This window comes from Metapseudomonas otitidis, assembly GCF_011397855.1.
Classification (GTDB): Bacteria; Pseudomonadota; Gammaproteobacteria; order Pseudomonadales; family Pseudomonadaceae; genus Metapseudomonas; species Metapseudomonas otitidis.
Genome location: NZ_AP022642.1, coordinates 2,851,071 through 2,875,392, shown reverse-complemented (window position 1 = coordinate 2,875,392; position 24,322 = coordinate 2,851,071). Strand labels below are relative to the sequence as shown.

Below are 24,322 nucleotides of genomic sequence, written 5' to 3'. Positions count from 1 at the left end.
GTGCTGACTCCGGCCAGCCTTGCAGAACATGCTTTTAACTTCCTGACGAACCGAGCTTGAATGCAGGGTTAATCGACCTAGTGCAGGCAGTTATCACAGTACAACTGGAGCCGCTTGAGCCCCTGAATGCGTGCATTATTCAATTCCACCTGGCAAGCCTTGAGAAGCAGTACCTCCTGCCTCTCCGGGTCGCGATAACCCCGTGCCGTAATTGACTGAACGGCACATTCGCGGCTGCGGAATTCCAGCCAGGCACGTTGGGCCGCGTCAAAGAGTTGAAGATCCACCTTCAAACGAGCGCGAATGCCTTGCACCGTCGCATTGAGTTCGTCTTCCGAGCGTTGATGAAGCGGCTCGATGCACGCCACGACCTGATCATTGCTCAGGTTGAAGCAGCCCTCGATCTCACTTTCAGCGCCCCGAGCCTGACTCGCTCCACAAAGGGCCCATGCAAGGGTGAGCAAAGCCATGCGTGGCGACATGTTCACAAAGCACCTCCTCGCGCGCTGGCCTTAAATTCGATTCGCTCCACTTCCTCAACAGCAGCCTTCATGATCGATTGCCAATTCACAAGAGCCCTGTATGGAAAGAGAACCTGCACCAGCAAACCGGAGTCCAGGTAGTAAGATGCCCTGCAGTCCCCGTTTACCTTGTCGGGATCCTTTGGCCATGCCACGGTGCAATATAACTCCCTGACACTCCCTTTAGCCTCACCATATGGAACGTAGATATAGGAGCCAGAGTATTCAGCCTGAGAAACAGGCTCTTGCAGTGGGTATTCGATTAAACCAAGAGAGGGGCGCACAGTTGGCAACCCAAGTCTTTCCTGCTCTATCTGTAAATTTTTTCTCCCGTTCGGATCACCCATTCTTGAAATATCGATCCATGTTAGGCCTTCAGTCGAAAAATTTTTCCTATCGCGTAGCCCGCGGCGATCCATATAGAGCCTAATGGTTAATCTATCCGCCCGCCCTGGCTGAATAACTCCAGAGGAATAAACATCAAAATCCGTGTCTTCTGGCAAACGGAATAGCACCCCACTTATCTCAACAATATTGACATTCCCCTCAACAATCCCATGAGCAGCACGGTACTCCGGCGTATTGACCGAAGGCTCTTTCTCCCCACAACCCACGACCAGCAAGAACATAGCAACAACAGTAAAACGGCCTAACAAACACCCGGGACTTTTCTTATCCATCCTAAAAATCAACACCCCCTAATCAATACTTTTAACAGACACCTCTACTTAAGCAAGGCGACAGGCACAAATGACAATCGCTTCAAACGTCATCTCAGAGGCGAAAGCCAGAAAGCTTTTGATTAAGGCGTGCATGCCCACCACTTGAAGCGGAGTCAAACTTTCATCACCCTGACCTCAAAATCTACTCATCCTTAAGATAGATATCACTCAGAGCACACCTCCTTGCGCTTTAACTCTATTTCTCGATGCTTTCCAATTCTCGACGAACTTCACCCATGATGACTTCCCAATTCACAAGAGCGCTGTATTCGAAGAAAACCTGCACCATCAGCCCTGAAGGTAGAAAGTAGTAAGCTCGACAACTGCCATTTCTTTCCTTCAACTCGCTCGGCCGCCCCACTGAGCAATAGAACTCCCTGCCATTCCCCCGTGCGCCTTCAGCAGCCACGAAAACAAAGGTTCCGGAGAATTCGGCCTGGGCTGCAGGCACTTTCAATGGATATTCGACAAGCCCCAATTCGGGGCGAGCAATAGGGTCACGGGCTCTCTGTTTTTCACCCTCGAAATAGGATTTTCCATTCGGATCACCCATTTTCGAGATTTCAACTCTCACCCGACTGTCTCGAGTGGCTGGTGGTGGACTCCCTTTATGAATGCCCGCCTGATCTATGAAGAGCAGAAGAGTCAACTCGTCTGCCTTGCCCGGGCGTATCTCCTCCGTCGAATAGACCTCGAACTCCACATCGCTGGGTACCCGAAACGACGCCCCGCTGACCTCAACCGTGTTGGCCTCACCCTCCACAATCCCATGCGCCGCGCGGTACTCGGGGCTATTGGTCGCGGGTCTTTCCTTGCCACAAGCAACAAGAGCCATGCAGATAAAAATCGCACTCAAACAGCTGCGAAGCCTGTCAGCAGCACAACGACGCGCTACCTCTGAGACGCTCATAAAAACTCCTCGCCTTCCACCAAACGCACCACATTCACCGCTGAAGATACCAACCGAACTTCAGTGTCAAAGGACGATAACTTCACCAAGAAACAATCTCACCGGACACCAGTAGCGTCTTTATTCGCAATTTCTTCAATGGTTGGAAATTCCCAACGGTTATCACCTACTCGGCGGGCATCAGTCAAAATATCTGCCAACGCCTTGGTTGCTACGCGATTGGACGCCTCTTGCATAAGTGCATCAGTGTATTGAATACCGCAAAGCTCCATCTGCCGTTGACTGTATGATCTGATTAGCTCCGCAAAAACACCCCGACCGGCATTGGCAAGCGCAGCACCGTCCAGCCAAAGTTTAACTTTGCCACCTGGGAGAATTGCAGATATCGCCTAATAAATATCCGAGTAATTTCCTTGAGCGTTGGCCCCTCGAATTTTTAGCGCCTTGATCTGATTGATCTGCTCATCCGCAAGATAAATCGCACCCACGACACACCTCCTTGCGTTTTAATTTTTAACGTCTAATACCTTCAACTGTTTGACGAACCTCTTCCACAATCGCCTTCCAACTCGGAAGCGCTCTGTAATCGAAGAGAACATCAACCAGCAAACCCGAACTCAAGTAGTAAAACGCCCGACAGTCACCTCTCGCTTTACTAGGGTCTTTTGGCCGAGCAACGCTACAGAAGAACTCTCGACCATTCCCCGAAACACCGTCGGTCGGTACATATATGTACTCAGCTGAGTATTCAGCTTCGGATAGCGGCATGTTCAAGGGGTATTCGACAAGATCAAGCGACTTGCGCTCAACAGGAACCCCCAACCTATCCTTTTTAGCCTCAAGATAGGTTTTGCCTTGCGGATCACCCATTTTCAAAATATCCACCCATACAACTGATACCGCATTTACTTACACGGAAACATCTTTACCTTCCATGGCATGACTCATATGAATCCGCATAATCAACTTATCGGCCTCTCCCATCTTTATATCGCCATAGGAGTAGACATCGAAATCCGCACCGGGAGGCAATTGAAATACATCACCTGCGACCTCAATCAAATTTACGGAACCCTCGACGATTCAATGTGCTGCGCGGTATTCCGGGGTATTGGCCGAAGGCTTTTTCTCTCCACAAGCCACGACCAACAAGAACACAGCAACGACAGTGAAACGGCCTATCAAAAGGCCAAAACTCTTCCTGTCTATCATAAAAATCAACGCATCATCCCCTAATAGATACGTCCGGCATATCACTACGTAAAAAGGCAGCGAGTACGAAGAGCAATCACTGCAGACGTAATTGCAGAGGCAGCAGCCAGAGAAATTTGATTGGCGCCAGAGAATTCCCCTTCCTCTTCTGGCTTAGTCTCAAGATTGATGCCTAAGTCACCATTATTGAGCCCAGCATACCCACCAGAATTTTCCATTCACTCCAAAGCATCAAAAACACTGACCCAATCCGTGCCTGCTACACCATCAACCAATGGAGACCAATAATTGTACAACCCTCCACCGACTGCCAATTTATTGCGACCGTACTAACCATCTTTCCGTGTAAGATTTTTCAAGTTGCAAGTTCCATTTAAAAAATAATCACCACCATCAGTAGTTATGAAAAACGAATCCTCAACAAGATCAGTACATCCTTCGACCACATCAGTCATCCTCAAAAAAGAGGCAGTAGAACGATACTCCCCCTTGATGGAGTAAACACCTAAAGATGGATAATCATCGACCCCATCGCCATTCAAATCCATGACAGATGATTTTCTAAAATCGCTCTCCCAGATCTTCTCTGAATCTTCCGACAGTGACTCAACAACATCCTTGTAATGGCCCAATAGCTCTTTTTCGCCATATACATTGACTGTTCGCGGCATTTCCAAGATAAGCGCCTTGAGACCTCCAGGGTACGCCAAACACACAACCTTAGAATGGTTAGCCAGGCTTTCATCAAAACCCCAAATATTTCGATAAATCAACAAAGTGCGCCCATCTTTTTTAAAAGCTAGAGCACCATCATTTCGCTCAAAAGGTAAAAAACTCCAGAAGCGAATAGAATCTTTATGATCACTCGAAATCTCTATCCCATCCTGCCCTTTTCTCAAAATGGATATTCCCCCTGAACTCTCCTCCCATTTGGTCAATGGATTTTCATCGCGATCAATCCCACCATAATCAATTTTTGGATAATTCCTATCCAAATAGACCACGGCATTAACGTCTCTTTTTCCTCCAGAGCCGCTTACTAATGAATACGCTGCAAAACCAATAGCTCTTTCCCAGCTTATCCACTCTACCGGGACGTTTTTTTCGCACACGGGGAACTTCTCAGCCAGCACGGCATCTTCCTTTGAGAACACAGAATCTTCTCCTCCAAGCACGAAAAAGAAGAAGACAGAGAAACTTATTCGCAGAAATTTTACGCAACCCATAAAACTCCCAGACAATCATTTGATCACACCTGGCTCAGAGCAAAACACGCAAAATAAATAAGTTGCTTACCTAAAACCACAAGCAACACCAACACAACAACCCATGGAGTAACTCCGTGAAAAACCAAAAAACATATAGACCCGACACCAGAGCACATCTCAGCCATAACAAAAAATAACGAGACGGAGCACATCAACTTAATTGATGTCGATGTAGGTGTTGATGCTTACTGGAGACAGCGTTTGGGTAGGCATACTCATCCTTGAAGCGGAATGCTCGCCGACGATCCTGCCGGCTTCCGGGGGGATGACGTAGAAAACGCCTTTGGCAGATCAGCGTCAATCGGGTCCATGAAGATTTTGTGAAACCGTTCAGGGAACCTTGAAATTCCACAAACTCTCCTTGAAAACACCATTCCAGAGCTTTCCAAGCATGCTTAGCACTAGGCTCTGTACAAAAAGTCGGTACAGGTAGAATCGCCACCATGATTGGCTGGAGGTCCACATGGCAAGGCGCTACGAACTCCGAGATGCGGGCTGGGAGTTGATCAAGGATCTGGTTGCCCCGGAACAGAAGATGGGCCGACCTCAAAGTGATGATCGGCTGGTGCTCAACGGCATCTTTTGGATCCTCTGCTCCGGAGCCGCCTGGCGTGATCTGCCGGAACGTTTCGGCCCGTGGTCGACGGTTTATCAACGGTTCCGTGACTGGCGAGACGACGGCACGTTTAACCGAGTACTTGAGCGATTGCACGTCCGGTTGAATCAGGAAGGCCTGATCGACCTGGATACGTGGATGATCGACTCCACCGCGGTGCGTGCAACCCGAGCCTCTTCTGGCGCCGGGAAAAAGGGGGGCCAGAAGAACCGGTAGATCATGCATTGGGACGTAGCCGAGGCGGCCTAACCACCAAGATTCACTTGATCTGCGATGCCAACGGGATACCTCTCCGATTCATGCTGTCACCCGGGCAGGCCAGCGACATTGACCATGCTCAGCCACTCTTAGATCAGGTACGTATCCCCGGAAAGTCGGGACGACCTGGTAAGCGCTGCCGTTGGTTACTGGCAGACAAAGGTTACGATGCCGAGCATCTGCGCCAGTACTGCGACCGCTACCGTATGCAGCCGGTGATTCCGCAGCGCACCATGAAGCGCAAACCCAAGCCAGGACTACCCCAACTGTTTGATCGTCCGAAATACCGGCAGCGGAACATCATCGAGCGGATGTTTGGCTGGCTAAAAGAGAACCGGAGAATTGGCACCCGTTACGACAAGCTCGCCAGAAATTTTGCCGCAATGGTCACGCTGGCTTGCACGCTGCGATGCCTGCGACAGTACTTTTCGTACAGAACCTAAGCTGTATGCCAGAAGCCTGCCATATGCTGACATCATCACTTTTATTAAAAGTATAGCCATAACCTATAGTGGCCTTACCATCACCCACATTTTGAACTGCCGAATGCAGACTTTCTGTCAGACGAACAAACTGACGAACCAAAGCATCATAGCCAGCCTGGGAAAGCTCCCGATAATTAAGCATTATAATCCCTTATCACAGACAGTTACGTTATCCCTAAGACGAACCTCTACCACCCTAAAATCTTTAACCTCCACCTCCTTCATGGTGTAAGCAACGCCGTAGATCAAATAATACTTACCCTGCAACTCTATAACTCTAAAATTGACCCCATCAAAAAATACCCTCCCCCCAAAATCAAACTTGAATTCACATTCCGCATCACTTGACGCGCCACACTGAACGGATAAAACCTTCGCCTCCCCACTAAAAACCATCTGATACTTTAAAACATCATCCTTACGAAAATATTCAACAGAGTGCTCACCAAGATGCCTCGAAACCGCCAACGCCCTTATATCACCACAGACATCAACCTCACTAGCTTCTGCCGTAGAAAAGCAAGAAAACAACAACGCCAAACCAAATAATTTATTCAAGGCAAACCCTCATTGGCACTCAGAAACATTCTATGAGAAATCCCAAGACGCACGTAAAATCCACCCCATACCAGAACTAAAGCCATTACCCTCTAAAAATCAATTTTAAACTTTAATCAAATAATAACCATCAACAACTGAAGCACTACACATCACCAACAACCACCTCATCTACACAAGCAATCTAGACAATCCACCCGATCATTTTACTTGTACCCTCTGCCAATTTTATGATTCAAAAAGCCAGCCCCTGCCACTCCCTACACCCAAGTCCCGCCAGCTTCAAAAAACCACTTCCACTGAAAGCAATGACGCTCGATGAAATCTAGTCATAGAGGCAGGATTGAAACTATAAATATTGCTTTTATAAAGTGAGCAGTAAAAACAGACGACAATAAGACGCCGCAAGGAAAATATATATGTCTTGAGGAAACCGACATAGGAGATAGGCATGTTCATCCTTGAAGTGGAATGTTCGCCGACGACCCTGTCGGCTTCCGGGCAGATGACGTAGAAAACGTCTTCGGCAGCTCAGCGTCAATCGGGCCGATGACGATTTTGTGAAGCTATTCAGGGAACCCTGAAATTCCACAAACTCTACTTGAAAACCCCATTCCAGAGCCTTTCAAGCATGCCTTGCGCTAGAGCATGCCAGGAGACGGTCGCCCCAATGGTGTTTGAGTATCGGGGGAACGCTGCAACTCAGGAGTCTCACCATGCTCAGCTGCACGCTTAGGCGTCTGGACGATCTGCAAGACCACCTCGAACCTTTGCGCGGCGCCGATAGCGCCCTGCTCCGATCCAATGACTTCGATACACGGCTCGATGAACTGGATGCCATCCGCACGGACCTGGCGCGCCTGCCCGGTGTCGGCCACGAACTGGCTCGGGTGAGCGGCGCCCTGGAGTTGCTGCTGGGGTTGCTGCTCGTAGCCGATACCCACAAACCGGACTGCGCGAACCTGCATTGCCTGCTGTCACTGCTGGCACGGGGGCTGACCCAGGCGGAAGAGACGCTGGAACAGGTCATCTAGGGTCGCCAGGGCACGCGGCTTTTCTTCGGTATTGCAGGGGCTTGAGCTACTGAGGGCTGCGGGGCCTGTGCGGCACCGAGCGTTTCGCGCTTGATCAGCGAAGCGACAGACCGGCACCCAGCCGGTCTGTCGCGTCACGCCCTACGGGTTCAAGCGAGGGTTCTCTGGCCTGGGCCATGACCACAGCGCAGCAGATGTCTATCCGCGTTGAGTCGGCATCCACTCAGCCCAGGGCAGAACGGTACCGCTCCATCAAATCCTGAACGTATCCACCAGCTGCTTTAGCCGGCTGACCTGCTGATCCAGCTCGGTACAGGCCTTCAGGCTGGCCTGCAGGTTGTGCACGCCGTCCTGGTTGAGCACGTTGATCTCGGTGATGTCCATGTTCAGGCTTTCGATCACCGAGGTCTGTTCCTCGGTGGCGGTGGCCACGGACTGGTTCATGCCGTCGATCTCGCCGATGCGGCGGGTGACGCCGCGCAGGTTCTCGCCGGCCTGGCCGCCGATGCGCACGCTGTCGTCGCTGAAGTGGCGGCTTTCGCCCATGGTCGCCACGGCCTCGCGGGCGCCGCTCTGCAGCTGTTCGATCATCTGCTGGATCTCCAGCGCCGAGCTCTGGGTGCGCTGGGCCAGGTTGCGCACTTCGTCGGCCACCACGGCGAAGCCGCGTCCCGCCTCGCCGGCGCGGGCGGCTTCGATGGCGGCGTTGAGCGCCAGCAGGTTGGTCTGCTCGGAGATGCCCTTGATCACGTCGAGGATCTGGCCGATGTCGTTGCTCTTCTGGCTGAGCACTTCGATGTGGTTGCTGGACGCCTGGATCTTCTCCGACAGCTCGCCCATCGCCACCAGGGTGCGCTCGACCATGCCCTGCCCTTCCTCGGCATCGCGGCGGGCGTCGCTGGCCTGCACCGAGGCGTCGGCGGCATTGCGGGCGATCTCCTGGGCGGCAGCGCCCAGTTCGTTGATGGCGGCGGCCACGCTGTCGGTGCGGGCGGCCTGTTCGCTGGAGTTGGTCATGGAGGCGTTCGACGCCTGCACCACGGTGCTCACCCGCTCGTGCACCTCGCGCGTGGCGGACGCCACTTCGCGGATGGATTTGTGGATGCGCTCGACGAAGCGGTTGAAGGCATCGGCCAGCTCGCCGAACTCGTCACGGGAGTCGATCGACAGGCGCTGGGTCAGGTCGCCCTCGCCCTCGGCGATGCCGCTCATGGCGTGGCTCATCACGTGCAGCGGGCGCAGCAGGATGCGGATCAGACCGCCCAGCAGCAGGAGGATGGCGACCACGCCGATGATGGTGGACATCAGCGCGGAAACGCGGAACTCCTGCAGGGCGGCGAAGGCCTTGGACTCGTCGACGGACAGGCCCACGTACCAGCGCACCCCGGTCAGCCCTTCTACCGGCAGGAAGGTCACGATCCGCGCCTCGCCGTTGCGGTCGCTCACGCTCTGCAGGGCGGACTCCAGGCGCGGCGCGGTGCCGGCGAACAGGTCCGGCAGCTTCTTCAGGACCAGCTGCTGGTCGGGGTGGACCAGCACCGTGCCCTTGTCGTCCACCAGGAAGGCGTAGCCCATGCCGCCCAGGTCGAAGGAGTTGAGGATCTCGTCGACGGTCTTCAGCTTGAGGTCACCGCCGACGACGCCCTGTAGGGTGCCCGAGGCGTTCACCGGGCGGGTGATGGTGATCAGCAGGCCGTCGCGCGGATCGGCGGCCAGGTAGGGCTCGGTCAGGCCGGGGCCGCTGGTCTGCGCCGCCTTCTTGTACCAGGGCCGCTGGCGCGGGTCGTAGCCGGCGGGCAGTTCGCTGGGCGGGAACTGGGTGTAGGTGCCGCTCGCCTGGCCGTAGTACGCATAAAGGAAGGCGGAGGCGATGCTGCGGTGCTGCAGGCTCTTGGCCAACGCCGCCTCGCTGCTGTCGTCCTCGATGGACTCGGCCAGGTTCTCCAGCAATTGCATGCGGCCCACCAGCCAGTGCTGGATGTTGCCCGTGGAGACCTGGCCCACATCGTTGAGGTAGTTGGCAAGGTTCTGGCGGATGGCGTTCCGCTGCAGGTAGTCGTTGTACAGCGCGAAGGACGCGAAGGCAGCGATCACCACCAGGGAGGCTGCCACCATGATCTTGTGGCTGAATTTCAGGGTTCGCATGGAGGAACTCGCTCAAAAAGGTGCAAAGGCATGAGGTGGCCACAGGCGTTGTCGGCGTCCGGTCGGCAATCGACCGGGCACAGACGCAGGGCCGTCCCTTGCTATCGGCGCTAGCACGTTCTTCTTAAGCGGTTTATCAGCCGTTTATGTGCAGGGGTTCAGGTATTTTCTGAAAATACCGTGCACCCGCCCATCCAGCCGACGCACGCGGAGCCCTCCCCGCTCCGCGTGCCCTGCTGCCGTTACAGCATCTCCAGCCTGGCCATCAGGTCCTCCAGCCGTGCGGCCTTCTCCTCGGTGACGACGCTGCCTTCCAGCGATTCGATGTAGCTCGCCAGCTCCTCCACCGTGCTGCACTCGAACATGGCCCGCAGGGGCACGTTGCGTTGCAGGGTCTTCTGCACGCGGGAGGCGATCTGGGTGGCGAGCAGGGAGTGGCCGCCGAGTTCGAAGAAGTTGTCGCGCACGCCGACCCGCTCGACCTTGAGCACCTCGGCCCAGATGCCGGCCAGGGTGGTTTCCAGCTCGTTGCGTGGGGCCAGGTAGTCCTGGGCCTGCAGCGGGCCGAACTCCAGGGGCGGCAGGGCCTTGCGGTCGAGCTTGCCGTTGGCGTTCAGCGGCAGGCGCTCGAGCACGAGCCAGTGCAGCGGCACCATGTAGTCCGGCAGGTCACCGCGCAGCTGCTGCTTGATGGCTTCGAACCAGGCGCCCTCTTCCGCCAGGCGGCTGGCCGGCGAGGCGGCGTTGGCGAAGCGCGTGGCATCTCTGGGCACCAGGTAGCCCACCAGGTACTTGCCGGTGGGGCCTTCCTGCACGCTGACGGCGGTGTCGCGCACGTCGTCGCGCTCGAACAGGCGGGCTTCGATCTCGCCCAGCTCGATGCGGTAGCCACGGATCTTCACCTGGTGGTCGACGCGGCCGACGTACTCCAGCACGCCATCGGCGCGGCGGCGGGCCAGGTCGCCGGTGCGGTACAGGCGTTCGCCCGGCGCGCCGAAGGGGTTGGGCACGAAGGCCTGGGCGGTGCGCAGCGGGTCGCCGACATAGCCACGGCCAACGCCGGTGCCGGCGACGCAGAGTTCGCCCACGGCGCCCAGGGGCGCCAGCTCGAAGGCGTCGTCCAGCAGGTACAGGCGGTTGTTGTCGGTGGGGCTGCCGATGGGCAGGTAGGTGCCCTCGGTGGAGGCCGCGTCGACGCGGAAGAAGGCCACGTCGTCCGAGCATTCGGCCGGGCCATAGGCGTTGACCAGCCCCACCAGTGGGTAGCGTTGCAGCCACTGGCGCGCCAGCTCCGGCGGCATGGCCTCCCCGGTGTGCAGCATCCAGCGCAGGGCGCCGAGTACGGCGCGGTCTTCGGCGAGCATGCCCTGGATCAGCGAGGGCACGCTCTCCAGCACCGTGATGCCACGCTCGCGCACATGGGCCAGCAGCGCCAGCGGGTCGTGGGCGATGGCATTGGGGACGATCTCGGTGCAGGCGCCGAACAGCGGCGCGGCGAGGAACTGCCAGACCGAGATGTCGAAGCTCTGCGAGGCCGTCTGGGCGATCACGTCCGCCTCGGTCAGCGCCAGGTAGGGCACCTTGCTCAGCTGGTTGTTGAGCATGCCGGCCTGCTCGACCATCACGCCCTTGGGCAGGCCGGTGGAGCCGGAGGTGTATATCACGTAGGCCAGATTGCCCGGGCCGCTGTGGATACCCGGGTCCTGCTCCGGCCAGGCGCCTTGCAGCACGTCCTCCCACACCAGCAGGCGCGGACGTTGGCCGCAGCCGAGCTCCTCCAGCAGCATCATGGCCTGGTCGCGGCAGGCACGGCTGGCCACCAGCGCCGGGGCGCGGCTGAGTTCGAGGATGCGCGTCAGGCGCGGGGTGGGCAGCGCCGGGTCCAGCGGCAGGTAGCCGGCGCCGGCCTTGAAGGTGCCGACCATCATGCCCAGCAGGTCGAGCCCGCGTTCGCCGAGCAGCGCCACCGGCTGGTCGAGGCCGACGCCGGCGGTGCCCAGGGCGTGGCCCAGGCGGTTGGCGTGGCGGTTCAGCTCGGCGTAGCTCCACTGGCGGTCGAGGCAGCGGGCGGCGATGCGCTGCGGGTGCGCGGCGACGCGGGCCTCGAACAGGCGCACGTAGCCCTGCTCCAGCGGGTAGTCGCGGGCACTGTCGTTGACGCCCTTGAGCAGCAGCTCGCGCTCGGCATCGCCCAGCAGCGGCAGCGCGCCCATGTCGGCCTCGATGTGCTCGCCCAGGGCCAGCAGCAGGCGCTTGAACTCGCCCAGCAGGCGGTCGATGGTCACCTCCTCGAAGTAGCGCCGGTCGTAGGACAGGTGCAGGCCCAGGTCGTCGCCGGGGTAGCAGACCACGGTGAGCGGGAAGTTGGTGTGGGTGCGGCCGGAATCCGAGCTGGCCGAGAGGCTCTGCGCCCGGTCCAGCACTGCGACTTCCACCGGTGCGTTCTCGAACACGAAGAGGCTGTCGAACAGCGGCTGGCCCTTGGGCAGTTCGCTGCATTCCTGGATGGCCACCAGCGGCAGGTACTCGTGCTCGCGCAGCTCCAGGTTGCTGGCCAGCAGCCCCTGCAGCCAGTCACGCACGCCCAGACGCTGGCCCGGTGCGGGCAGCTTCACCCGCAGGGCGATGCTGTTGATGAACAGGCCGACGGTGCGCTGCATCTCCGGCATGCCCACCGGGCGCCCGGCCACGGTGACGCCGAAGACCAGGTCGCGCTCGCCGCTGTAGCGCGCCAGCACCAGGGCCCAGGCCGCCTGGGCCAGGGTGTTGACGGTGAGCTGGTGACGCTGCGCCAGTTCCCGCAGGCGGGCGCCATCGGCGGCATCCAGGCGGGTGATGCGATCGCCCACCTGCATGCCGCCGCTGTCGTTGGCGTGCTCGCGGAGGATCGGCCGGTCGCTGGGCAGGTGGGTGGTGCGCTCGAAGCCCGCCAGGTTGCCCTGCCACCAGGCACGGGCCTGGCCCAGGTCCTGGCGCTGCAGCCAGCCGATATAGTCGCGGTAGCGCGGCGCCAGGGGCAGCTGCGGCTCGCGGCCCTCGCCCAGGGCGGCGTAGACCTCGAAGAAGTCGCTCATCAGCAGGCCACGGCACCAGGCGTCGATGAGGATGTGGTGGTTGCTCATCATGAACCAGTAGCGCGCCTCGCCCAGGCGGATCAGGCGCAGGTGGAAGGGCGGCTGGTGCAGCAGGTCGAAGCCGGCCTCGCGCTCGGTGCGGTGCAGCGCCTGCAGGCGTTCCTCGTGGCCCTCCTCGGGCAGGTCGCTCCAGTCCAGCACGTCCACCTCCGTGGCGCCGGGCTTGTGGATCACCTGCAGCATGGTTTCGCCGGCGTTCCACACGAAGGACGCGCGCAGCGCCTCGTGCCGCGCCACCACCGCGCGCCAGGCGCGGGTGAAGCGCTCGACGTCCAGCGCGCTGTTGATGCGGTAACGGTCCTGCATGTAGTAGATGCCGGTGCCCGGCTCCAGCAGGGTGTGCAGCAGCAGGCCTTCCTGCATGGGCGTCAGCGGGTAGATGTCGTCGATGGCGGCGGCCGGCACCGGCAACTGGTCGATCTGCTCCTGGCTCAGGTGCGCCAGGGGGAAGTCCGACGGCGTCGGGCCACCGGCGCCCTCCTCCAGGCAATGGGCGATGAGCGCCTGCAGCTCGGCAATGAAGGCTTCGCCCAGGCCCTGCACCGTGGCGCGGTCGTAGCGCGCCTGGCTGTAGGTCCAGTTGAGCAGCAGTTCGCCGCCGAACACCTGGCCGTCCACGCTCAGCCAGTTGGGCAGCGTGGCGTCGGCGTCGTGGGCCGGGCCGGCGCTCTCTTCCAGCGGGCGCAGCAGCGCGCCCTCGGCGAAGCTGCCGTCGAACTGGCCCAGGTAGTTGAAGGTGATGCGCGCCGGCGGCAGCGCGGCCATGGCGGCGCGGGTGGCCGGGTCGGCCAGGTAACGCAGCACGCCGAAGCCGAGGCCCTTGTGGGGCACCTGGCGCAGCTGTTCCTTGATCGCCTTGATGGCTGCGCCGAGCCCCTCGGCCGGGGCCAGACGCAGCGCGTAGGCGCTGGTGAACCAGCCGACGGTGCGGCTGAGGTCGATGTCGTCGAACAGCGGCTCGCGGCCGTGGCCTTCCAGTTGCACCAACACCGAGTCACACGCGGCCCAGCGGCACAGCACGCGGGCCAGGGCGGTGAGCAGCAGGTCGTCGACACGGGTGCGGTAGGCGGCCGGCGCCTGTTGCAGCAGCTGGCGGGTGTGTTCGGCGTCCAGGCGCAGGGTGATGCGCTGGGCGTCGCGCTCCAGGTCCTGCTCGGCATCGCGGTCGCAGGGCAGCGGCGCGTCGTCGCCGCCGAGCTGCGCCTGCCACCAGGGCAGCTCTTCGCGCAGCGGCTCACTGCCGGCGTAGGCCGCCAGGCGTTCGCCCCAGGCCTTGAAGGCACTGGTGCGCGCCGGCAGCGCCAGGGGCTGCCCGGCCTGCAGTTGGCGATAGGCGGTTTGCAGGTCGTCCAGCAGCACGCGCCAGGAGACGCCGTCCACCACCAGGTGGTGGATGGCCAGCAGCAGCTTCTGGCGGCCGTCCGGGCCTTCCAGCAGCAAGGCGCGCAGCAGCGGGCCCTGGGCCAGGTCGAGGCTGCGCTGGGCGTCGGCCAGCAGGGTGTCGGCCTCGGCGAAATCGCCCACCTGCGCCTGCCACAGCAGGCCGTCGGCCTCGCTGGCGGGTGCGCGGTGCTCGGCGTGCCAGGTGTCGCCGTCGCGGGTGAAGGACAGGCGCAGGGCGTCGTGATGCTGCACCAGGCCTTGCAGGGCCTGCTCCAGGTAGCCCGCATCCAGGCGTTCGCCGGCTTCCAGCAACAGCGACTGGTTCCAGTGGGCGGCGTTTTCCGGCGCCTGCTGGAAGAACCAGTGCTGGATCGGCGTCAGCGGCATGGCGCCGGTCACCGGGCCCTGGTCCACCTGGGCCAGCGCCTCGCGGCTGGCGACGGCGGCCAGGGTCTGCACCGTCTGGTGCTGGAACAGGTCGCGCGGGCTGAAGTGGATGCCCTGCTGGCGGGCACGGCTGACCACCTGGATGGAGAGGATGGAATCGCCACCCAGCTCGAAGAAGTTGTCGGTGAGCCCGACCTGCTCGACGTTGAGCACCTCGCGCCAGATGGCCGCCAGGCTCTGCTCCAGCTCGCTGGTCGGTGCCAGGTACTGCTGGCGGTTGTGTTCCGGGTCCGGCGCCGGCAAGGCGCGGCGGTCGAGCTTGCCGTTGGGGGTCAGCGGCAGGCTGGCGAGCAGCACCAGGTGCGCCGGCACCATGTGTTCCGGCAGCTGGGCACGCAGGTGCGCCTTGAGGGTTTCGCGCAGCGCCTGTTGCGCATCGGCGCCCTCTTCCGCCGCCGCGCAGGCGACATAGCCGGCCAACTGCTTGCCGCTGGGGCTGTCCAGGGCCAGCACCACGGTTTCGCGCACGGCCGGGTGTTCCAGCAGGCGCGCTTCGATCTCGCCCAGCTCGATGCGGAAGCCGCGCACCTTCACCTGCTGGTCGATGCGGCCGAGGTATTCCAGCTGGCCGTCATCACGCTGGCGCACCAGGTCGCCCGTGCGGTACAGGCGCCCGCCATCGATGGCGAAGGGGTTGGGCACGAAGCGTTCGGCGGTGAGGCCCGGGCGCTGGTGGTAGCCACGGGCAAGGCCGGCACCGCCGACATAGAGCTCGCCGATGGCACCCGGAGGCACCAGGGCGAGATCAGCGTCGAGGATGCAGGCCACCCGCGCGCCGACCATACGGCCGATGGGCACGCTGGCGGCGCCCTCCTCCAGCTGCGCCGGAGCCAGGGCGGCCAGCGGCATCACCACCGTCTCGGTGGGGCCGTAGGCGTTGAAGAAGGCCTGGGGCACGAAGCCCGCGCGGATGCGTTGCAGGTGCTCGGCGGTGAGCGCCTCGCCCCCGGTGATCACCAGGCGCACCGGCAGAGTTTCGCCCCGCGCGCCGAGCCACTGGGCCAGCTGGCTGCCGTAGCTGGGGGTGAAGCCGAGGATGGTGACGCCCTGCTCGCGGATGAGCTGGCAGATGTCCTCGGCGCCCCATTGGCCCTGGGCCCGTAGCACCAGGCGCGCGCCACACAGCAGCGGCGTCAGCAGGCGCTCGCTGGCGGCGTCGAAGTTGATGGAATAGAAGTGCAGCTCGCAGTCGTCGGCGCGCATGCCGAAGCGGCGGATAACCGCCTGGCAGTGCATGGCGATCTCGCCGTGGCTCACGGCCACGCCCTTGGGCTTGCCGGTGGAGCCGGAGGTATAGATCAGGTACGCCTGGTGCGGCGGCCGTGTGAGGTCAACCGGCGCGCTGGCGGGGTAAGCGGCCAGCGCGGCCTCGTCCTCTTCCAGGCACCAGCGGCCCACGCCGGCCGGCAGCTCGCCGAGGGTGTCGAACAGCGCGGCCTGGCCCAGCAGCAGGACGATGCCGCTGTCCTCGATCATGTAGTGCAGGCGTTCGGTCGGGTATTCCGGGTCCAGCGGCACGTAGGCGCCACCGGCCTTGAGGATGGCCAGCAGGCCGACCACCATCGCCGCCGAACGCTCCAGGGCCAGCCCGACGCGCACCTCGGGGCCGACGCCGCGCTCGCGCAGCAGGTGGGCCAGGCGGTTGGCGCGGGCGTCCAGGGTGGCGTAGTCGAGGGTTTCCCCGGCGAAGGTCAGGGCCGGCGCCGTGGGCGTGCGCGCGGCCTGCTCGGCGAACAGCCGATGGATGCAGCCGTCGAGGCGGTGCTCGCCGGGTTCTTCGCCCAGGCTTTCGAGCTGCGCCAGGCGCTCGCTTTCACCCAGCAGCGGCAGCTCGGCCAGGCGTTGTGCGGGGTCGCCCAGCAGCGCCTCCAGCAGGTTGCACAGGTGGGTGGCCATGCGCGCGATGCGCGGCTCGTCGAACAGGTCGGAGCTGTAGGTGAAGCAGCAGCCGAGGCGATGGTTGAGGTCGGTGACCTCCAGGTTCAAGTCGAACTTGGTGGCGCGGGCGTCGTTGGCGATGTACTCGACCTTCATCCCCGCCAGCTCGCGGGTCTGCTGGAACTCCCAGCGCTGCACGTTGCACATCACCTGGAACAGCGGGTTGTAGGCACTGCTGCGCGGCGGCTGCAGGGCCTCGACGAGCTGGTCGAAGGGCAGGTCCTGGTGCGACTGGCCCTCGATCACGGTGTGGCGCACCTGCTCCAGCAGCGCGGCGACGCTCATCTGCCCGTCGAGCTGGCAACGCAGCACCTGGGTGTTGAGGAAGGCGCCGATCAGCCCTTCGCTTTCCGGGCGGATGCGGTTGGCCACCGGCGCGCCGATGCGCAGGTCCTGCTGGCCGCTGTAGCGGTGCAGCAGCACGGCCAGAGTGGCGGTCATGGTCATGAACAGGGTCAGGCCGTTGGCCGCGTTGAAGGCGCGCAAGCGCTCGGCCAGTGCGGCCGGCAGGTCGAAGCGGTACAGTTCGCCCCGGTGGCTCTGGGCCGGCGGGCGTGGGCGGTCCGTCGGCAGCTCCAGCAGCGGGTGCTCGTGGCCCAGCTGGGCCGTCCAGTAGTCCAGCTGGCGCTGGCGCTCGCCGCCTTCCAGCCATTGGCGCTGCCAGGCGCTGTAGTCGAGGTACTGCACCGGCAAGGGCGCCAGGGGCGATTCGCGGTCGTCGAGGAAGGCCTCGTAGAGCGCGCCCAGCTCGCGGGCGAAGATATCCATCGCCCAGCCTTCGGTGACGATGTGGTGCAGGGTCACCACGAGGAAGTGCTCGCGCTCGCCGCCCTTGACCATCACCACCCGCAGCAGCGGGCCGGTCTCCAGGTCGAAGGGCCGGTGGGCCTCGTCATCGGCCAGCGCCTGCAGGCGGGCCTGGCGGGTGTCGGCATCCAGGGCGGAAAAATCCTCCCAGCCCATGACCAGGTTCGATTGCTCGGCCACCTGCTGGCGCGGCACGCCGTTCTCGCTGGGGAAGGTGGTGCGCAGGGTTTCGTGGCGCTGCACCAGGGCCTGCAAGGCGGCCTCGAAGCGGGCCACGTCCAGCGGGCCGCTGAGGCGCGCCAGGCCGCCGACGTTGTAGGCGGGGCTGTCCGGCTCCAGCTGCCAGAGGAACCACATGCGTTGCTGGGAATAGGACAGCGGCACCGGGCGGCTGCGGTCGACGCGGGCGATCACGCCCTGGCTGTCCACTTGGCCGCTGGCCTGGATGCGCGCCACCTCGGCGCAGAAGCCGCCCAGGGTGCTGGCCTCGAACAGCGCGCGCAGCGGCAGTTCGACGTCGCAGGCCTGGCGGGTGCGGGAGACGATCTGGGTGGCCAGCAGCGAGTGGCCGCCCAGGGCGAAGAAGTCGTCGTCCAGGCCGATGCGCTGGATGCCCAGCACCTCGCGCCAGATGGCGGCGACCCGTTGCTCCAGCTCAGTGGCCGGCTCGCGGTGCTCGGCTTGCTGCCAGGCGGGTTCGGGCAACGCGCGGCGGTCCAGCTTGCCGCTGGGGCCGACGGGCAGTGCCTCCAGGCGCATCAGTTGCGCCGGCACCATGTACTCCGGCAGCTCGTCACGCAGGGCCTGCAGCAGGCGCTCGGTCTGCCGGGTTTCATCTTCGGCGGCGCCGTTGGCGCAGTAGTAGCCCACCAGGCGCGGGCCGCCGGGGCCGTCGCGCAGCACCACCACGGCCTGGCCGACACCGGGCAGGGCCAGCAGGCGCGCGCGGATCTCCTCGGGCTCGACGCGGAAGCCACGCAGCTTGACCTGGCTGTCGAGGCGGCCGAGGTAGTCCAGCGCGCCGTCAGTGCCCCAGCGCGCGCGGTCGCCGGTGCGGTACAGGCGTGCGCCCGGCTCGCCGAAGGGGTCGGGCACGAAGCGTTCGGCGGTCAGCGCCGCGCGGCCCAGATAGCCACGGGCGAGACCCGCGCCACCGATGCACAGCTCGCCGGGCACGCCGACCGGCAGGGCCGAAAGCTCGGCATCCAGCACATGGCAGAGCACGTTGCCCAGGGGCTGGCCGATGGGCGAGCGCTCGCCGTCCTCGGTGCGGCAGTGCCAGTGGGTGACGTTGATGGCGGTTTCGGTGGGGCCGTAGCGGTTGTCCAGGCGCACCGCCGGCAGGCGCTCCAGCACCCGGTCGCGCAGGGCCGCGGGCAGCGCCTCGCCACCGGAGAACAGGCGGCGCAGGGAGGTGCATTCGCTGACGCCCGCCTCCTCGATGAACAGCTGCAGCAGCGGCGGCACGAAGTGCAGCGTGGTCACGCCGTGTTCGCGCACCAGCTGCACCAGGCGGCGCGGGTCGCGGTGCTCGCCGGGCGCGGCCAAGACCAGGCGCGCCTCGGTGACCAACGGCCAGAAGCATTCCCAGACGGAAACGTCGAAGCTCACCGGCGCCTTTTGCAGCAGCACGTCGCTGGCGTCCAGGCGGTACTGCGCCTGCATCCAGGCCAGGCGTTCGGCCAGGGCGGCGTGGGTGTTGCCGACGCCCTTGGGCTGGCCGGTGGAGCCGGAGGTGTAGATGACGTAGGCGAGGTTGTCGCCGTGCACGGCGGCGGTCGGCGGGCTGTCGGGCCAGTCGCCCTCCTCCCGGTCCAGCTCGATGACGCGAACGCCTTCGTGGATGGGCAGGCGCTCCACCTGGTGCGACTGGGTCAGCAGCAGGCGCGCGCCGCAGTCCTGCAGCATGTAGGCGAGGCGTTCGCGGGGGTAGTTGACGTCCAGCGGCACATAGGCACCGCCGGCCTTGATGATGGCGAGCAGGCCCACCAGCAGCTCGGGCGAGCGCTCGGCGGCGATGGCCACCGGCACGTCCGGGCCGACGCCCAGGGCCTGCAGGCGATGGGCCAGGCGGTTGGCACGGCGGTGCAGCGTGGCGCTGTCCAGTTGCCCCTCGGCCCACCTGAGGGCGATGCGCTGCGGGTCGGCGGCAGCCTGCCGTTCCAGCAGCTCGGGCAGCCAGCGGCTGGCGGCGGGCTGCGGGGCACGGGCCCAGCCGGCCAGCTGGCTTCGCTCGGCCTCGTCCAGCAACGGGATATCGCCCAGGGCCCGATCAGGCTGCTCGGCTACCTGGCGCAGCAGGCTGACGAAGCGCTCGGCCAGGCGGCGCACGCTGCCGGCGTCGAACAGTTCGGTGGCGTAGTCGAAGGCCAGGGTCAGGCGGCCACGGGCGTCTTCCTCGCTGTGCAGTTGCAGGTCGAACTTGGCCTCGCGGCTGTGCCAGGGCAGTTCGTCGGCGAGCAGGCCCGGCAGGCGTCGCAGCGCGGAGAGGTCGCGCTGCTGGTGGTTGAACATGACCTGGAACGGCTCGCCGCCGAGGGCGTCCACCAGGCGGTCGAAGGGCAGGTCCTGATTGGCCTGGGCGCCAAGGGTGGCTTCGCGGGTCTGGGCCAGCAGTGCGCTGAAGGTGCGGCGGCCGTCGAGCTGGCCACGCAGCACCAGGGTGTTGATGAAGAAGCCGACCAGGCCCTGGGTTTCCAGGCGCTGGCGGTTGGCGCCGGGCACGCCGACGCGGATGTCCGCCTGCCCGCTGAGGCGGAACAGCAGACCCTGGAAGGCCGCCAGCAGGACCATGAACAGGGTCGAATGCTCGGCCTGGGCCAGCGCGCGCAGGGCCTTGGCCAGGTCGTCGTCCAGGCGCAGGCTGTGGCGCGCGGCGGCGTGGCTGCGCTGGGCGGTGCGCGGGCGGTCGGTGGGCAGTTGCAGGGCCGGGGCCTCGTCGCCCAGTTGCTCGCGCCACCAGGCCAGCTGGCGCTCGGCCTCGCCCTCGGCCAGCCACTGGCGCTGCCAGGCGGCGAAGTCGGCGTAGCCCAGGGGCAAGGGCGCCAGGTCCGCCGCCGGGCCACCGCAGGCGGCGCCGTAGAGGCGGGAGAATTCGTCCAGCAGCAGGTTCAGCGACCAGCCATCGGCGACTATGTGGTGCAGGGTCAGCCACAGCTGGTGTTGCTCGTCATCCAGGCGCACCAGGGTCAGGCGCAGCAGCGGGCCCTGCTCCAGGTCGAAGGGCACCTGGGCTTCCTCTTCGCGCAGCTGGGCGGCGCGGGCCTCGCGCTCGGCGCCGTCGAGGTGGCTGAGGTCGAGACGCGAGAGGCCCAGCTCCTGGGACGGCAGGATGCGTTGCAGGGCGACGCCATCGCGTTCGAGGAAGCGCGTGCGCAGCGCTTCATGGCGCTGCACCAGTTGCTGGAAGCTGCGCAGCACGGCGCCTTCGTCCAGCTCGCCGCGCAGGCGCAGGCCGCCGGGGATGTTGTAGGCGGCGCCTTGCGGGTCCAGCTGCCAGAGGAACCAAAGGCGGTTCTGCGCCGGGGATTGCGGCAGGTCCTGGTTGCGCGGCAGGCGCGGGATGGCGCCCTGGCGCGGTGCACCGCTGGCCTGTTGGGCCTGAACGGCGGCGGTGAATTCAGCCAGGGAGCGGGCCTCGAAGAGCTGGCGCAATTCCAGCTCCAGGCCCAGCTCGTCGCGCAGGCGCGCCATCACCTGGGCGGCGCCGATGGAGTTGCCGCCGAGCAGGAAGAAGCTGTCGTCGGCGTGCACTGCCGGCACCTGCAACTGCTCGGCCCAGAGGGCGGCGATGCGCTGTTGCAGGTCACCGGCCGCCTCACTGCTGGCAACCGGCGTGGCGCTGGCGGCGGCATCGGGGAAGCAGGCGTAGGCGTCGAGGCTGCCGTCTTCCAGGCCGCTGCGGCAGGCGGAGCGTTGCAGCTTGCCGCTGGAGGTCTTGGGCAAGGCGCCGGGGTTGAGCAGCACCACCACGCGCGGCGCCTCCTGGCAGGCGTCGGCGACGGCCTGGCGGATCATGCGGATCAGGGTTTCCGGCGCATGGGCCTTCTGCACGCTGCGGCCGATCTCCACGGCGATGCCGATGCCCTCCTCGCCATCCTGTTCCACGGCGAAGGCGGCGACGCGCCCCTTGCGCACCAGCTCGACCTCAGTCTCGACGGTGCGCTCGATGTCCTGCGGGTAGAGGTTGTGGCCCCGGACGATGAGCATGTCCTTGAGGCGGCCGCTGACGAACAGTTCGCCGTTGCGCAAAAAGCCCAGGTCACCGGTGCGCAGCCAGCTGGCGCCATCACGGTCGACGAAGGCCTTGGCGGTGGCTTCCGGGTTGCGCCAGTAGCCGTGGGCGATGCTCGGGCCGCTGGCCCAGATCTCGCCCACCTGGTTCTCGCCGAGCGTGGCGCCGGTGGCCGGCTCGACGATCATCACCGCGTGCCCGGGCTGGCCGAAGCCGCAGCTCAGCAGCAGGCTGTCGGCGCCCGGCTCGATGCGGTTCTGCGCCAGCGCGGCGCCGTCCACACCGAGGGCGGGAATGCCCTGGCCGCGCACGCCGCCGGTGACGAACAGGGTCGCCTCGGCCAGGCCGTAGCAGGCGAGGAAGCTGGCGGCGGAGAAGCCGCAGGCGGCGAACTGGCCGGCGAAGCGTTCGAGGCTGTCCTGGCGGATCGGCTCGGAGCCGGAGAAGGCCACGCGCCAGCCGCTGAGGTCGAGGCGCGCCAGGGCGGCGGCGCTGACCCGCTCGCAGCACAGGCGGTAGGCGAAGTCGGGGCCGCCGCTGACGGTGCCGCCGTACTGGGCGATGGCCTCCAGCCAGCGCACCGGGCGTTCGAGGAAGTAGCGCGGCGACATGAGCACGCAGGGCACGCCGCTGAAGATGGGTTGCAGCAGGCCGCCGATCAGGCCCATGTCGTGATAGAGCGGCAGCCAGCTGACGATCACGTCGTCCGCGCCGATGCCGAAGCCACGGCGGATCAGCAGCTCGTTGGCCACCAGGTTGCCGTGGCTCACCTGCACGCCCTTGGGCAGCGAGGTGGAGCCGGAGGTGTATTGCAGGAAGGTGATGTCGTCGGCGGCCAGCACCGGCTCGCACCAGGCGTCGGCCAGTTCGTCCTGCAGGCCCTCGACACAGAGCAGCGCCGGGCCGGCAGTGCCCAGGTCGGTGCTCAGCTGCTGCAGGGGTTCGCGCAGGGCGGCGCTGGTCAGCACCAGGGCCGGCTCGGCGTCGTCGATGATCGACAGCAGGCGCAGCTGGTGATGGCGGCGTGCGGACTCCGGCGGGTAGGCGGGCACGGCGATGACGCCGGCGTAGAGGCAGCCGAAGAACGCAGCGACGTAATCGGGGCCACTGTCGAACAGAAGCACCGCGCGGTCGCCGAACTCCGCTTCCGCCTGCAGGGCGGCGGCGATCACGCGGGCGCGCCGATCCAGCTCCCGGTAGCTGATGACCACGCCGTCGCCCTCGCCTTCGAGAAAGCGCAAGGCGAGGCGTTCCGGCTGTTCGGCAGCGCGGCGCTGCAGGGCCTGGACCAGGGTGCTGGGGAGTTCGAAGGCGTCCATCATGTTGTCGTCCTGCCTGATGCGGCTTGAATTCGGGGTTCGTTGAAACGAAGGGGCGCGCCCGGCACGACGGCCGCGCCGGGCGGCTCAGCCGGCCGCCAGCGGAACCTGGCGCGACGTGCGGGCGCGCAGGCGCAGCAGGTGCTGCTCGGCGTAGCGCTTGAGGGTGCGCAGCACGGCGGCCTCCTGTTGCTGGAGGAAGAAGTGGTGACCCTCGAACAGGTCGAGGGAGAAGCCGGTGGCGGTCTCGTCCTGCCAGTCCAGCAGCTCATCCACGCGCAGCTCGTCGGCCTTGCCGCCGAGCACGTGGATGGGCGCCTGCAACGGCTCGCGCCGGCGGTAGGCGTAGCTGCCGGCAACGAGGAAGTCGGCGCGCAGGATAGGCAGCGTCAGGCGCAGCAGCTCCTCGTTGGCCAGGGCCTCCTCGGGGGTGCCCTGGAGGCTGCGCAGCCTGGCGATCAGCTCGGCGTCGCTCTTGGCTTCGCGGTAGTCATCGACGTTGCGCCGGGCCGGGCCGGCGGTGGCCGAGGGGAACAGCGCCAGGGGCTCGGGCAGCCCCTTCTCGCGCAGGGCGTGGGCCAGCTCGAAGGCGAGCAGCCCGCCCAGGCTGTGGCCGAACAGCGCGTAGGGCTGCTGCACCTGGGGCGCGACCTCGCGGGCGAGCTGCGCCACCAGCGTGTCGAGGCGGGTGTGCAGCGACTCGTCCATGCGCATGCCGCGCCCCGGCAGTTCCAGCGGCTGCACCACCAGCCAGGCGGGCAGGATGCGCCGCCAGCGGTTGTAGGCCATGGCGCTGGCGCCGGAGTACGGCAGGCAGAACAGGCGCAGGCTGATCGGCGCGCTCACCTCAGGCCACCCCTTTGGCCTGTTCCATCTGCTTGCGCAGGCTCAGCGGGCGCATGTCGGTCCAGTGCTCCTCGATGTACGCCAGGCACTCCTGCTTCAGCCCGCTCTTGCCGGCAGCGCGCCAGCCGGCGGGGATGGCCTTGTAGTCCGGCCAGATCGAGTACTGCTCCTCGTGGTTGATGACCACCTGGAACACCACGTCATCACGATCGAACACCATGTCTGTCTCCTCATGCGGGTTGGGCCGGGCGACCTGCCCGTGCTTGCACTGAGGAGTACGGATGGCGAACGGGAATAATTAGCGGTCCGGAGTGGGCTCTCAGGCCCCGGTCGACGCGTCGCCTGTCATCACGGCGAGGGGCCGGCTCCTGTAGGCCAGTCCTACAGCCACTCCTACCCCTCAAGCGCCCCGCGCACATTCTTTTTTCACAACCGCCGTCCCGGTTCCGTCATGGCCCCGCAACACGCTGGAAACCTCGGTGTGA

General features: G+C 64.0%; 12 protein-coding genes. 3 read left to right on the top strand and 9 right to left on the bottom strand.

Going from position 1 to position 24,322, the window contains the following annotated elements:
- Window positions 1–77: 77 nt before the first annotated feature.
- From PotMrB4_RS13150 to PotMrB4_RS13140, 3 genes are all read right to left on the bottom strand, one after another.
- Complete coding sequence (locus PotMrB4_RS13150) at window positions 78–482, bottom strand: lysozyme inhibitor LprI family protein (protein ID WP_232060851.1); 405 nt, start codon at window positions 480–482, stop codon at window positions 78–80.
- 2 nt (window positions 483–484) lie between these two features.
- Window positions 485–1,201, bottom strand: a complete 717-nt coding sequence (locus PotMrB4_RS13145) for a hypothetical protein (protein WP_172433528.1) — start codon at window positions 1,199–1,201, stop codon at window positions 485–487.
- A 238-nt stretch (window positions 1,202–1,439) separates the two neighbouring features.
- Entirely contained in the window at window positions 1,440–2,153 is a 714-nt protein-coding gene (locus PotMrB4_RS13140) for a hypothetical protein (protein ID WP_172433527.1), read from the bottom strand.
- 948 nt (window positions 2,154–3,101) lie between these two features.
- Here PotMrB4_RS13140 and PotMrB4_RS13135 point away from each other — a divergent pair.
- Complete coding sequence (locus PotMrB4_RS13135; RefSeq protein WP_172433526.1) at window positions 3,102–3,389, top strand: hypothetical protein; 288 nt, start codon at window positions 3,102–3,104, stop codon at window positions 3,387–3,389.
- 305 nt (window positions 3,390–3,694) lie between these two features.
- On the opposite strand, the gene PotMrB4_RS13130 is transcribed toward PotMrB4_RS13135, so the two are convergent.
- A complete protein-coding gene (locus tag PotMrB4_RS13130) occupies window positions 3,695–4,498 on the bottom strand; it encodes a hypothetical protein (RefSeq protein ID WP_172433525.1) in 804 nt (267 codons plus the stop codon).
- Between the two features lie 598 nt (window positions 4,499–5,096).
- On the opposite strand from PotMrB4_RS13130, the gene PotMrB4_RS13125 reads away from it, so the two are divergent.
- Window positions 5,097–5,950, top strand: a protein-coding gene (locus PotMrB4_RS13125) for an IS5 family transposase (protein ID WP_172433524.1) whose coding sequence is annotated in 2 segments (ribosomal slippage) — window positions 5,097–5,439 and window positions 5,439–5,950 — 855 coding nt in all. Because the reading frame shifts where the segments join, the coding sequence is not laid out codon by codon here.
- 183 nt (window positions 5,951–6,133) lie between these two features.
- Here PotMrB4_RS13125 and PotMrB4_RS13120 read toward each other — a convergent pair.
- A complete protein-coding gene (locus PotMrB4_RS13120; protein WP_172433523.1) occupies window positions 6,134–6,550 on the bottom strand; it encodes a hypothetical protein in 417 nt (138 codons plus the stop codon).
- 716 nt (window positions 6,551–7,266) lie between these two features.
- Here PotMrB4_RS13120 and PotMrB4_RS13115 point away from each other — a divergent pair.
- Window positions 7,267–7,584: a DUF1484 family protein gene (locus PotMrB4_RS13115; protein ID WP_172433522.1), complete on the top strand. Its 318-nt coding sequence runs from the start codon at window positions 7,267–7,269 to the stop codon at window positions 7,582–7,584.
- A gap of 252 nt (window positions 7,585–7,836) precedes the next feature.
- On the opposite strand, the gene PotMrB4_RS13110 is transcribed toward PotMrB4_RS13115, so the two are convergent.
- From PotMrB4_RS13110 to PotMrB4_RS13095, 4 genes are all read right to left on the bottom strand, one after another.
- A complete protein-coding gene (locus tag PotMrB4_RS13110) occupies window positions 7,837–9,729 on the bottom strand; it encodes a methyl-accepting chemotaxis protein (RefSeq protein WP_172433521.1) in 1,893 nt (630 codons plus the stop codon).
- A gap of 242 nt (window positions 9,730–9,971) precedes the next feature.
- Entirely contained in the window at window positions 9,972–22,994 is a 13,023-nt protein-coding gene (locus PotMrB4_RS13105; protein ID WP_172433520.1) for a non-ribosomal peptide synthase/polyketide synthase, read from the bottom strand.
- Between the two features lie 84 nt (window positions 22,995–23,078).
- Window positions 23,079–23,837, bottom strand: a complete 759-nt coding sequence (locus PotMrB4_RS13100; protein WP_074971321.1) for a thioesterase II family protein — start codon at window positions 23,835–23,837, stop codon at window positions 23,079–23,081.
- A gap of 1 nt (window position 23,838) precedes the next feature.
- Window positions 23,839–24,057 (bottom strand): MbtH family protein, encoded by a 219-nt coding sequence (locus tag PotMrB4_RS13095; protein ID WP_074971319.1) that lies wholly within the window; start codon window positions 24,055–24,057, stop codon window positions 23,839–23,841.
- Window positions 24,058–24,322 lie beyond the last annotated feature (265 nt).

What these genes read in the sequence shown, in the direction of transcription:
- PotMrB4_RS13150 (WP_232060851.1), bottom strand. Translation starts at nt 482, where the DNA reads ATGTCGCCACGCATGGCTTTGCTCACCCTTGCATGGGCCCTTTGTGGA.
- PotMrB4_RS13145 (WP_172433528.1), bottom strand. Translation starts at nt 1,201, where the DNA reads ATGGATAAGAAAAGTCCCGGGTGTTTGTTAGGCCGTTTTACTGTTGTT.
- PotMrB4_RS13140 (WP_172433527.1), bottom strand. Translation starts at nt 2,153, where the DNA reads ATGAGCGTCTCAGAGGTAGCGCGTCGTTGTGCTGCTGACAGGCTTCGC.
- PotMrB4_RS13135 (WP_172433526.1), top strand. Translation starts at nt 3,102, where the DNA reads ATGAATCCGCATAATCAACTTATCGGCCTCTCCCATCTTTATATCGCC.
- PotMrB4_RS13115 (WP_172433522.1), top strand. Translation starts at nt 7,267, where the DNA reads ATGCTCAGCTGCACGCTTAGGCGTCTGGACGATCTGCAAGACCACCTC.
- PotMrB4_RS13110 (WP_172433521.1), bottom strand. Translation starts at nt 9,729, where the DNA reads ATGCGAACCCTGAAATTCAGCCACAAGATCATGGTGGCAGCCTCCCTG.
- PotMrB4_RS13105 (WP_172433520.1), bottom strand. Translation starts at nt 22,994, where the DNA reads ATGATGGACGCCTTCGAACTCCCCAGCACCCTGGTCCAGGCCCTGCAG.
- PotMrB4_RS13095 (WP_074971319.1), bottom strand. Translation starts at nt 24,057, where the DNA reads ATGGTGTTCGATCGTGATGACGTGGTGTTCCAGGTGGTCATCAACCAC.